General features: G+C 59.5%; 12 protein-coding genes and 1 riboswitch. Of the genes, 5 read left to right on the forward strand and 7 right to left on the reverse strand.

The window, feature by feature from the left end:
- Positions 1-132: 132 nt before the first annotated feature.
- The 4 genes from NW843_RS08040 (at position 133) to gloB (ending at position 1,997) form a co-directional block, all read left to right on the forward strand.
- Positions 133-312 (forward strand): 50S ribosomal protein L32, encoded by a 180-nt coding sequence (locus tag NW843_RS08040; protein WP_011431820.1) that lies wholly within the window; start codon positions 133-135, stop codon positions 310-312.
- A gap of 111 nt (positions 313-423) precedes the next feature.
- A complete protein-coding gene (locus NW843_RS08045; RefSeq protein ID WP_414351179.1) occupies positions 424-840 on the forward strand; it encodes a J domain-containing protein in 417 nt (138 codons plus the stop codon).
- A gap of 127 nt (positions 841-967) precedes the next feature.
- The gene (locus NW843_RS08050) at positions 968-1,231 is read left to right on the forward strand and encodes a DUF3143 domain-containing protein (RefSeq protein ID WP_011431822.1); all 264 of its coding nucleotides are present in this window, start codon (positions 968-970) and stop codon (positions 1,229-1,231) included.
- A 7-nt stretch (positions 1,232-1,238) separates the two neighbouring features.
- Positions 1,239-1,997 carry a hydroxyacylglutathione hydrolase gene (gene gloB / locus NW843_RS08055; protein ID WP_414522627.1) on the forward strand — a complete coding sequence of 253 codons (759 nt, stop codon included), beginning with the start codon at positions 1,239-1,241 and terminating at the stop codon, positions 1,995-1,997.
- Positions 1,998-2,119: 122 nt separating this feature from the next.
- Here the strand turns inward: gloB and NW843_RS08060 are convergent, their stop codons facing one another.
- Positions 2,120-3,307 (reverse strand): MFS transporter, encoded by a 1,188-nt coding sequence (locus NW843_RS08060; protein ID WP_414522628.1) that lies wholly within the window; start codon positions 3,305-3,307, stop codon positions 2,120-2,122.
- Positions 3,308-3,536: 229 nt separating this feature from the next.
- Between NW843_RS08060 and NW843_RS08065 the strand changes: the two genes are divergently transcribed.
- Positions 3,537-4,073: a hypothetical protein gene (locus NW843_RS08065; protein WP_414382525.1), complete on the forward strand. Its 537-nt coding sequence runs from the start codon at positions 3,537-3,539 to the stop codon at positions 4,071-4,073.
- Between the two features lie 3 nt (positions 4,074-4,076).
- On the opposite strand, the gene NW843_RS08070 is transcribed toward NW843_RS08065, so the two are convergent.
- From NW843_RS08070 to NW843_RS08095, 6 genes are all read right to left on the reverse strand, one after another.
- Positions 4,077-5,717 carry a cation:proton antiporter gene (locus NW843_RS08070; protein ID WP_414522629.1) on the reverse strand — a complete coding sequence of 547 codons (1,641 nt, stop codon included), beginning with the start codon at positions 5,715-5,717 and terminating at the stop codon, positions 4,077-4,079.
- A gap of 145 nt (positions 5,718-5,862) precedes the next feature.
- Positions 5,863-5,968, reverse strand: a riboswitch (Fluoride riboswitch).
- A gap of 46 nt (positions 5,969-6,014) precedes the next feature.
- Entirely contained in the window at positions 6,015-6,656 is a 642-nt protein-coding gene (locus NW843_RS08075) for a DUF1997 domain-containing protein (RefSeq protein ID WP_414342153.1), read from the reverse strand.
- Positions 6,657-6,663: 7 nt separating this feature from the next.
- Entirely contained in the window at positions 6,664-7,350 is a 687-nt protein-coding gene (gene hisIE, locus NW843_RS08080; protein WP_414522630.1) for a bifunctional phosphoribosyl-AMP cyclohydrolase/phosphoribosyl-ATP diphosphatase HisIE, read from the reverse strand.
- Positions 7,351-7,424: 74 nt separating this feature from the next.
- Entirely contained in the window at positions 7,425-7,646 is a 222-nt protein-coding gene (locus tag NW843_RS08085) for a hypothetical protein (RefSeq protein WP_414522631.1), read from the reverse strand.
- 181 nt (positions 7,647-7,827) lie between these two features.
- Positions 7,828-10,230, reverse strand: a complete 2,403-nt coding sequence (locus tag NW843_RS08090; RefSeq protein WP_414522632.1) for a polysaccharide deacetylase family protein — start codon at positions 10,228-10,230, stop codon at positions 7,828-7,830.
- Positions 10,231-10,496: 266 nt separating this feature from the next.
- Positions 10,497-10,988 carry a phycobilisome linker polypeptide gene (locus NW843_RS08095; RefSeq protein ID WP_071818135.1) on the reverse strand — a complete coding sequence of 164 codons (492 nt, stop codon included), beginning with the start codon at positions 10,986-10,988 and terminating at the stop codon, positions 10,497-10,499.
- Between the last annotated feature and the right edge of the window lie 217 nt (positions 10,989-11,205).

The following is an 11,205-nucleotide window of genomic DNA, read 5'->3' on the forward strand; positions in this document are numbered from 1 at the left end:
TTCCCTGCCCTGAAGGACGGGGCTTGCCGCGCCTTTTGGTCAACCACTGATAGGCTACTTGCCTGAATAAAGCTGGGATCGGCAGCGCAGCCTCAATGCTAGCCTAGTAAGGCTGTGTTTTTGTGCGAAGCCATGCCTGTTCCTAAGAAGAAAACTTCTAAAGCCCGCAGTCGCAGGCGCTACGCCGTCTGGCTGGGCAAAGCTAAGCTCCAGGCCCAGCGAGCCATGACCATTGGGCGCGCCATTCTCAGCGGTCGCAACACCGGTTTCTACTATCCCAAAGCTAAGTCTGAAGAGGATGAGGAAGAATAGAGGCTTGCTGCAGGGATCCTGGTGTCTGCGCGAGTGATTACACTGGACTAGAGCTGTGCTCCCCTGAAAGCGGTTTTGCTGCCCCTGTAGTCTTGCTCCTCCATAGGTTGCATGCGCTCCTTGACTTCCCTCACCTACTACCAACGGCTGGGTCTGTCTCCAGGGGCATCTCCTGAGGCCATCCGGCGGGCCTACCGGCAATTGAGCAAGCGCTACCATCCCGATACTTCTCCCCTGGCTCCGGAAGTGGCCATTCGCTGCTTCCAAGAGTTGCAGGAGGCCTACCTTGTCCTTAGCAACCCGGCGAAACGGGCCATCTACGATGCCAGCTTACGGGCGGTGACCGCCAACACGGGATCTCTGGGCATGCCGGGATCCCTTGGTGCCGATTCTCTAGAGCTGCGTATGGAAACCCGCCCACTTTCGGCTGGCGAGCTGTGTGCCCTGCTGCTGATGGGATCCACCCTAGTCGTGTGTTTGCTACTGGCAGGTGTCCTCGCCTGGCTGCGAGAGAGTGGGGCAAGCTGATTCTGCGAGCATTTCCTGCCCTCTTCGGTAGGACATTGGGATCGAGTTTTCGGATTCTGGATCAGGAGTGCTTGAATGAACATAGCCCGTTGACTCTAGGGTTTGATTGCTTTTCTTGAATCTCGCCATGCCTTTGCCTCCTGCAACCACGCCCCTGTACAATCACCCGCTCCACACCATCGAACGCTGGCTGGAGGATCAGGGCTGCACCCGCGATCCGCAGGATGTGGAGCAGTGGTTTTGCGAACGGCCTGGCTGGAAAGCCATTTTGCGCCTGGAAGAAACCAGCATTTGGGTGCGATACACCTACCCAGACGGCAACACGAAAACTTTATCTTTTCCCTATTCCCTCAGCCGGCAAGACGTAGAACAGGCCATTTTTGAGAGTTAGCCGAGCCATGCGCGTTCTCCAGTTGCCTGCCCTGCGCGATAACTACATCTACCTGCTCCACAATCCCGACACTGCAACAGCAGCCGTGGTGGATCCGGCAGTGGCTGAGCCCGTGTTGGAAAAGCTGGCCGAGCTGGGGGCGGAGTTGGTGGCCATTTTCAACACCCACCACCACCACGACCACGTGGGGGGCAACCGACAGCTTTTGGAGCGCTATCCCCGTGCCAGAGTCTATGGCAGCCAGGTGGATCGGGGGCGGATCCCTGGCCAGACGGTGGAGCTCAAGGCAGGGGAAACAGTGGAGTTTGCGGGTCGGCTAGCAAAGGTGCTGTTTGTGCCCGGCCATACCCGCGGCCATATTGCCTACTACTTTTCCGAGAGTGGGGATCTCTTCTGTGGCGATACCCTGTTTGCCGGGGGATGCGGGCGGCTGTTTGAAGGCACGCCGGAGCAGATGGTGGGATCCCTGGATCAACTGCGGCAGTTGCCGGAAGCCACACGGGTGTGGTGTGCCCACGAATACACCTTGAACAATCTCAGGTTTGCCCTGACAGTGGATGGAGACAACCCCGACCTGCAGGCGCGTTATCAGCAGGTGGCTGCCCTGCGCCAATCGGGATCCCCAACAGTACCCAGCACTATGGGCGAGGAACGCCGCACCAATCCCTTCTTGCGTTGGGATCAGCCGGCTTTGCAGGCAGCCACCGGAGCTCAGGATCCGGTGCGGGTTTTTGCCCGGCTGCGCGGTATGAAGGATCAGTTCTGAAAATCGGGTTCTGACAAAAGCTCCTGGAGGTGGCCCAAAACCTGAGGGGATGGTGCTCCTCACCACTAGCACAAACGAAACCCCCGAAGAGCTGCACCGTAATCTGGTGCAGGGGCTTTTCATCAGCCCACCTCGGCCTGCCTCCTGGACACTAGAGCCAGCAGGATAGCCGCCCCCAGCCCTTGAGTGACTACCGAAAAGAGCACTAAGCCAGTCAGGGAGAAATCGTAAAGCACCCCCATCAGGGCGCTGCCCACAAACCAAGCCAATCCATAGACACTGGTAAACAGGCCAAAGGCAAAGCCCCTCGTCTCGGGAGCTACCATACCGGCCACCGCCGCCTTCATGATGGATTCTTGGGCCCCCAAGCCAATGCCCCAGAGCACCATGCCCAGCACCGTCAGAGCATAGGTACCGGAAAAGGCCAGCGGCGCAAATCCAGCCGATACCGCCACCGCTCCCAGCAAGCTCCACAGCCCCACGCGGTCGAACAGCCAGCCACAGCCCAGGGCTGCTAGGGCATCCACCCCCATGGCCAGGGCATAGAGCAAAGGGATCCCTGCCCCATCGCTCCCTGACTGTTGTTGCAGATGCAGGGCAATGAGGGGAAAATCCGCAAACCCCATAGCCACACAGGCTGCTGCCAAAAGATACAGCCAGAAAACTTTGGGCAAGCCTTTTGCTGGAGTCATCTCCGGCTCCGGCTCAAAGTCGCGCGGACTGGGATACAGCCATTGCGCTAGCCCCAAAGCCGCCAGCCCCACCGCTGCCGGGATCCCCAAGGCCAAAAACCCACCCCGGAAGCCATAGCCGACTTTCAGAACTGCCGCCACCAACAGCGGCCCCCCCACCGCCCCAATCTGATCTAGGGTCTCGTGCAGGCCAAACCCCAAGCCCCGACCCACCTGCAAGGCTGCATGGGAGAGCAACACGTCCCGCGGCGGGGTGCGGATCCCTTTGCCCGTCCGCTCGGCCAGCAACAGCAAAGCAGCCCAAGGCCAACTGCCCGCCCAGGCCAAAGCCGGGATCACCGCCGTGTTGATGACATAGCCCAAGGTGGTGAGCCGCCAGTGACCCCGACTGCGGTGCGCGGGATCCCTGCCCAGCCGGTCGCTCCAATACCCCACTCCCAAGCGCAAGCCATAGGCCAGCAGCTCTCCCCCGCCTGCCACCAAGCCCACCACTGTGCCGCTGGCTCCTAGGGATCCCAAAAAAGCTCCAGAAATGCTGCGGGCTCCTTCGTAGGTGGCATCGGCACACAAGCTGACGATCCCCAGAAGGAGGATAAAGCGCCAGGCAGAAGGGATCATGTCCGGCTCCATAGATTCAGTACAAGCATCAACAGCAGCAGCTCGTTACGTCCATGGCTAGAATCCATAGATAAAAGAGTAAGGGCAAAGAGAGCTTCAGAAGAGTCTTCATCTAGCCGGGAGCAACTGCCGGCCCAGGAGAACCTAGAGCTGAGCAGGTCTTGTTCTCCTTTGTTTGCCTCGAACAGAATCGAGCTTCCCCTGTCCTTCTGGTAAGAGGAGAGAAGCAATGGCCGCTAAAAGAGTGCTTTTTAAGCTAGCCTGTTTTCTCTTGGGTATCTGTCCGATTTCAATAGCTATTGCTCAGCAGGCATTCTTAAACGCTGAGTATCTCATATTTGCTTTACCCGAAAATATTGAGCGAGTTCGTTTTCAAAATGGCCAGTATCAGAGAGGCTCTAGCCCTCTCGAAGAAGGGTTCCTAAGAGTAAGCCTCGAAAAGCTAGCGCCTGCCGATCTTAACAACGATGGGCTTCAGGATGTAGTGGCGATTGCATTAAGTAATACAGGAGGGAATGCTTTCTGGACAACCTTATCTGGGCTGTTGGGCGGCAGCAAAAAACCTACGCCCCTGGAGCCTGTGTACCTCGGCGATGGGGTTGTAGTTAACAATGTTTCAGTTGCCCGTGACTCTGGAGGAAAGGCTGAGGTCTGCTTAGATATGCTTGCCCATGGCCCCGAGGATCCCAGTTGTTGCCCTACCAAGAAAGAAAAAAGGTGCTTCACCCTGGCCGAAAACCGGTGGATACCTCGGAGAGCTAAATAACCCCTACTTTGGTCGGCTAATGACCTGCCCAGGACTTCCTTGAGGAGATTCGACCAGAATTACAGGAATAGAGCTGGTCTCCAGAACGGCTTGGGAGGTGGATCCCACTAGCACTTGTTCCCAGCCGCGGTGGCCCCGCTTGCCCATGACGATGTCGGTTACCTGCCGCTCCTGAGCTAGGGTTACAATGGTCTCCGCCAAGGGCCCGGAAGCCAGGCAGAACTGGTGGCGAATATCCGCCAAAAGACGCTGGGTGAGTTGCCGCAACAGTTCTACCCCTTTCCCCTGCGGCTCATCGGTAACATGCAACACAATCACTTCCCCATCCACCCGCCGCGCCAAATCGGCCACCTTGCGCAGCACGGCTTCGGCCAAAGGGGAGGTGTCCACCGCTGCCAAAAAGCTCACCTTGCCCTGGCTGCCTACCTTGGTGGGATCCACCTCTCCTTTTTCCAAAAGCCGGGGAGCACACACCTGGGTCAGCCAAGCACCCAGGGGGGCCGTGACCAAAATCGACAGAGCCGCCAAAGCCAAAATGATCTCCCCACCGGGGATCCCTTGGGCCAAAGGGATCCCACCAATAGCCGCCTGCACCGTCGCCTTGGCCATGTTGCCCGGTAGCAAAAACAGCCGCTCCCGCCCGTTCCAATTGCTTCCCAGAGTGGAAAGCCACCAACCTAAGCCCCGCCCCAGCAGCAGGCTCAGGGTTAAGAGCAGCAAGCCCGGCCAGAACACGGATCCCAGCACCCCCAGATCCAGCGACGCTCCCAACAGCACAAACAACACGATCTCCGCCACCGTCCAGAGGGCATCGAACCCACCTCGCAGCCGCCGCGCCAAGGGGGCATCCAGCTCAATTAGAAAGAACCCCAGGGCCATCACCGCCAAATAGCCGGAAAAATAGGGCCACACCTGCGGTGCCAGCACCAGCCCCAGGGCCATACAGGCAGCCAGCAGCGCTTCCTGGACGCTGTTGCGGGTCCAGTTTTGTTGGGTTAGCAGCGACACCAGAACCCGCGCCCCCAGGTAGCCTACAGCCACGCCCAGCAGGATCTCCATCACCACCTGGAACGGCAGCCACTGCAGCGGCGACAGCTCCAGGCTTCCCAAGCGAACGCTCGCGGCGGATCCTTGGCCCAAAAAGCTGAGCAGCAGGCTAAACCCCAACAACAGCAGTACGTCGGAAAGGGCGCTGCCGGTCAAAATGGCATCCGGGATCCCTTTGGTTACTCCCCAGCCCAAACTCTTGAGGCGCAACATCCCCGGCACGATCACAGCCGGCGACTCTGCCCCGATCACACAGCCCAGCAGCAAACCGGTAGGCCAGTCTAACCCCAGGATCCCAGTGCTCAACAGGGCCACTGCCACCGCCTCACAGGCGGCCGGCAAAAAACCCAGCCGCAGGGCTACAGACCCTTGCTGGACCAGCTTCTCCCGATCCAGCCCCAGGCCCGCCTTCATCAAAATGATCATCACCGCCACCAGCCGCAGATCCCCTGCCGCTGCCAGCACCTCGGGAGACAAGACCTCTCCCAGCAGGATCCCTACGAGGATCATCCCCAACAGAGGGGGCATCCCCAACCGACCCACGATTTGGCCGACAAAAAAGCCCATCACCAAGATCCACAGCCAACTGCCCAGCATCACCAGATCCTCATCTCCTTGTCGTCAGGGTGTTGAAGGGCAGCCCAGGGAGAAAAAGCCATCCGCGTCAGGAGCGGGAGCACCATCGCGTCCGCAGGGTGGGGCCTCAAACAAAGCCAAAGACCCCTACCCCCTGGACTTGCCCAGAAGTGTAGGAGTCATCAGCCTCAGCTTTTGAGGTTAGAACCCTCTTCCTCTATAGAAAAATTCCAAGTGAGGCGGTTGCGGCGAACTCCATCGCCGGTTGCCGGAGCACTACTCGAAAGCTGACCGGCAACTTACTTGGCGCCTAAGATATCACGCTTTGTCTTCCACTGCAATTAAGCGATAGGGGTGATCGGGACACCCAATAGAGCGATAGAAATCGCTGCACACATTGTGGGTGAGGCGGTCACTCATACCCCGGGTTACCTGCTGCACCACTTGATGGGCCACCCGATAAACCAACTTGCGGGGCAGAACCTGCAAAAACCTGGGCAAAGCCAGCCCAATCTCCAGATGAAGAGACCAGTGAACACGAGTTGTGGGCAGGTCTTTCAGGGATCCCTGTAGCTCCTCCAGCCGGAAATCGGCTTGGCAGTTAACCCGGTAAGGCATTCCCTCATCGCCGGGCAACTCAATCGAGGTCAGGCGAAACCGGTAATCTTCATCCGGCCAGATCCTCACCCCAAAACTGGGCTCCAGCTCAAACCCAAGGCCGCCCATGCGGAAAAACTGCAACCTGTAAGTCTCGGCAGACAAAGCTTCCACCTGCAATGGCCTGAAGCACCGCTGGATCCACTGGGCATGGCCTCTCAGGTAACGGGCCAAGGTCTCCCGATCGGTTTCCAGATCCACTTGGCCACAGCGCGCGGCTTGTAAATCCAGGTGGGCTTTGTCCAGGGAGGGATCCCAAGAGGACGGAGAGGGATCTGCGGGAGCACCGCCTTCGGGGGACATGGCCCTTTCACTTGGCGGAACGGCGGGCTTGGAGCTGGCGATAGACATCCCTAACATCTACCTGATAGTGAGCAAGGGCCACGAGGCAGTGGTACCAGAGGTCGGCCATCTCACGGGCCAAAGCCACGCGGTCTTGATCCTTAGCCGCCATCACCACCTCAGCCGTCTCCTCGCCAAGTTTCTTCAAAATGGCATTTTCCCCCTTGGCTAGCAAGCTGCTGGTGTAGGAATCGGGACGGGGATCCGCCTGGCGGGCCTTGACCACGGCAAACACCTGCGACAGGGTATCGGCTGCTGGAAGGGGATCCCCTTGCAAAGGGCGAAAGAAACAGCTCCGCGCCCCCGTGTGGCAAGCCGCATCCCCCACCTGCTCCACCAAGATCACCAGCGCGTCGCCGTCGCAGTCGTAGCGGATTTGCTTGACCCACTGCACATGGCCAGAAGTTTCCCCCTTGGGCCACAACGCCTGCCGCGAGCGGCTCCAAAACCAGGTGCGGCCTGTTTCCAGGGTTTTTTGCAGCGATTCCCGGTTCATCCAGGCCACCATCAGCACCGTCCCATCCAGGTAGTCCTGCACAATGGCCGGGATCAGGCCCTGTTCGTTGTAGCTGAGGCTGCCCAGCCAGGTGATCTCCTCGGGCAGAAGCGATCGAGGGGGATCCGAGGAAGGGTTGAAGGCCAGAGCAGCAACCATAGAGCAGCGACCTGAAAAACCGCATTGAGAGCAGGATAACAGAACCAGCCCTCGCCAAGATATCCTTGACAACCTCAGCCAAGGGGTACCAGTTCCCGTGCCGCCAGGGACAGGACCACCTCTTCTCCCTCACCGGCCAGAGTCACCAGCCAGCGGTCGCGGTTTTCACGGGTGAGGACGATCCCCAGCCTCCCCTTAACAGAAGGAGGATACAACAGCCGTACCCACATGCCCGGCTCGAGCTGGGCAGCCGACCGCAGGGGATCAGCCGGGTTGCCGAGAATCCGCTTCTCCATTACCCAGGTCGCCCCAGGGTTCTCGGCCCCCCTTCAGCAGCAGATGTCATGACCTCCCTCGGCACACCTCTCCTAAGCACCACCGGCAGGGTAAACAGCAAACTTAGCCCCCAGGGCTAGAGGCAAGCCGGACTTCTTCGGCCAGGATAGACCCTCTGTTGCGGAATGGCTGTATCGCAGATTACCGACTTAACCCGGAGGTCGGGCTGGGAGCACCGGTGTGGGGTTGGACAGAAGCGCTGGGCAGCAGCTTACGCTCCGGCTTGCGCTCTAGGAGCAAGGCTGACCGTTCCAAGCGCGTATCCACCAGTACCGAGGGAGAGGCCAAGTTAACGCGCTCCAGCAGACGCCGCAGCAGTTGAGCATCGATGATGTCCACCCCTTGGCGGGCTGTCGCCGTTCCGGCCACCAGGGGGGTGGGGGTGGCTTGAGGAAGGGATCCCTCAGCAACAGGTTCTGACCCATCGCTGGGCTCTTTTAGCACCAATTCCGCCATTGCCTGGGCCAGCTCTTGACCATACACCCCATCAGGGCCCGAAGGGAGTAGATCCAGCCGTCCCTGCTGAGTGGCCAGGTGGCTCAACCCCAGTTGCACAGCTACCACCGCTGCCCCCCGATCCCCCCGCCTCAAAGTGCGTTGGCTGGCCAAGACGCTCTCTAGCTGGGCTTTGGCTGCATCTTGGTCGCTAGCTGGCAAAAGTTGCACTAGCCCTTCCAGCTGATCTCCCTCAGAGCCAGCCTTGGCCTCGGGAAGGGGATCCTCCCGCCAAAGGCGAGTCAGGTCGTAGAGCAAGATGGCATGGGGCACAGGACGGCTGGGCTGGTTGGGACCGGCATGGCCGGTGGCGAGGATCTCCCCTTGGTAGACCAGGGAGGTGCTAAAGCCAGAGTCCAGCAGCACGGCTTCCCGGATCCCGGTTTTGGGCAGCAGACTGGCCAGGATGGCGGCGTTGACGTGGGTTTTGGTAACTCCGATCACCACCCGCTCCTGGTCATCTACCCCAAAGAAAGCCCTGGGGCGAAACTCAGCAGCGCTGGCAAGGCGGAACGAGTTGATCTCCGCCGGAGAGAGGGCATGGCCATCCTTAACCAGCCATAGACCGGCCACAAACAGATCCGTGACATCCGGCATCAACTGGCGGATGTTCTCCAAGTGGGTCATGGTGTCGGGATCAAAGGGCACAAAGCGGAGGCGATCCCTGCCCAGCAGCACCAGCGGCCGGCCGCGGATTGCCTGGTCATCTTCGGGGCGACCGGGGATGAAGGTCTTGTGGTTGGCAGCCATCGCCGGCCCCACCATGACGTTGCTGGCAGAGTTGATCCAAGGGATGGAGAAAAAGCTGCCATTGATGCCGGCATCGGCCTGGTAGCGCTGGACCAACGTCCTGACTTCGTAGCGCCGTTCTGCGTGCACTGTGGCTGCCCGTCCGCCGCGGATGGTGAGCACCCGCACCCCGTCAATGATCTCGTCGGTCAGAGCCAGAGGCTGCGTCACATCCAGCCAGTAGTCGAGGCTGCGGCTGAGGCTAAAGGTGCGGGCGCCAATGATGGCCTCGGTGATGCGAAACTGGTTAAAGCGCCGCACCTCCAGCAAGTTGGGCGATTGTCCTGTAAAACCGGGATCCATCGTAAAAGACATCCGGTAACCGGCATCGGCCAGGTATTGCTTCACCCGCTCGTCCCGGTTGCCTTCGGGATAGGCGAAGTAGTGGATGGGGTGGCCCAGCTCCTGCTCCAGCTTGGTCTTGCAGTCGAACACTTCCCGCCGCAGACGGGCATCGTCTAGCACCCGCAGATCAGGAGGATGGTTGACGGTGTGGGCGGCAAAGTCGATCAGCCCGCTGGCATCCATCTCCCGCATTTGATCCCAGGTGAAGTGATCCTTGCTGGTGGGCACGCCGACAAAGCCGGTTTGCACAAAGTAGGTGGCGGGGTAGTTGTACTCCTTCAAAAGGGGGTAGGCGTTCTCGTACAGGCCCAAGTAGGCGTCGTCAAAAGTGAGCAAAATGGCTTTTTCGGGCAAGGGATCCCCGTCCCGCAGGTGTTTGTACAGTTGGTCGATGTGGATGGGGGTCAACCCCGCCTGCTTAATGGCCTCAAAGTGTTGCCGCAGCTCCGCCGCCGTAGTGTCGAACCAGACCTGCTTGCGGCCAGCCACCACATCGTGATACATGATGGCGGGCACATAAGAAAGGCTGGCCAAGGGATCCAAAGCAAAGGGATCCCGCTCCAGTTGGGTCTCTAAGGAGATGGGCAAGCGCTGTTGAGCCGCTTTAGCGTGGGCGCGGGGGGCAGGGATCTCCGCTAGAGGTGGCGAGAGCCCCGGCAGGCGGCTGACCCAGTCGGGATGAGCAGTTGCCCAGGCCACCAGGGCCCCAGCCCCAAATCCCAGCAGGATCACCAGCAAGCTTAAGAAGGGGAGTAACCTCGGTCGAGACTTGGCCAGCGGACGTCGAGAGGAAGAGGAAAAGCTTTGTCGTGGAGTGGGCGAGGGGTACGGCTGGGATCCCCTTGCTGACCCAAAGCCTGCATGGCCTTGGGGCATCGACCCTCCCAAGCGCGTCGGCTGTCGTCGAGATGTCATGGCCTCACTCCCCACTCCCAATTGCAAAAGCTCAGCCCTCGCCGGAACGCCTTTTCCTACCCAAAGCCCACCCCCAGGACAGCAGGAAAAGGCAGCCTTCCAGGCAACGGCAAAACCAACGCCAGCCTACCACCCCATCCTCAAGTTGGGGATAGGGGAGAAATCGCCGCATGCTTTCTACAGGGATCCCTCGTTGAAATTGTTTGAACCAGAACGGCCTGGACGGGTGGCCTGAAAGAACCCAGAACCTCCCAGGAAGCCGCCCGCTACTCAAGGGTGCTTAGCAGATTGGACTCGGCAATGCTGACGATCTTGCCTCCCATTTGGGTGATCCGTTTCACTTCTTGGGAAAGGCGGCTGAAGGGCACTTTGTACTCGACAACACTTCTGCGCACACCTCCTCCCACGAGGCCGGATACCTTGATGGCGAAGATTTTATCGCTATTCGGCAGCCCTCCTTCTGAGCTGCTGGCCTGAGCAACCTCTGGTTCTGGGGCCGATGCCACCTGAGGCGCCGTGGCGACGCTCTCCCGCTCCAGGAGTAGCCGCCAGCTGCGGGGATAGGCAGGCGCCAAACGATAGACCACCTTATAGGAGCCGGCTATGTGGTCATCCTCGGCCTCCACCTTCACCACAGTTCCCGCTGGAATGTCCAGCTTGGCCCCCTTAGACATGACTTTAATTCCCGGCCAATTGGTGGGCACATCCGTCAGCAGCTCGACCTCAAAGGCTTGATCCCCCAACAACAACTTGGCCATCTCAACAACTCCGTTTTGCTCAGCACTCAGTGGCGGGAGAGCCGCCCACAACCACAGCTTCATCGTCAAACATTCTACCGTTGCCAGGTGCCCACCAGAAGCTTCCCGCTGGCATGGGTCAGCTGACGTCCTCCCTTCAACGAATTGAGGGAGATCACTGATGTCCTCCCATTCTAGGTTGTGTTGATCTTTCATTTGAGCCAAAAGAGAGCACTGA

This window comes from Synechococcus sp. R5-12 (assembly GCF_047502655.1).
In the GTDB taxonomy this organism is placed as follows: domain Bacteria; phylum Cyanobacteriota; class Cyanobacteriia; order Thermostichales; family Thermostichaceae; genus Thermostichus.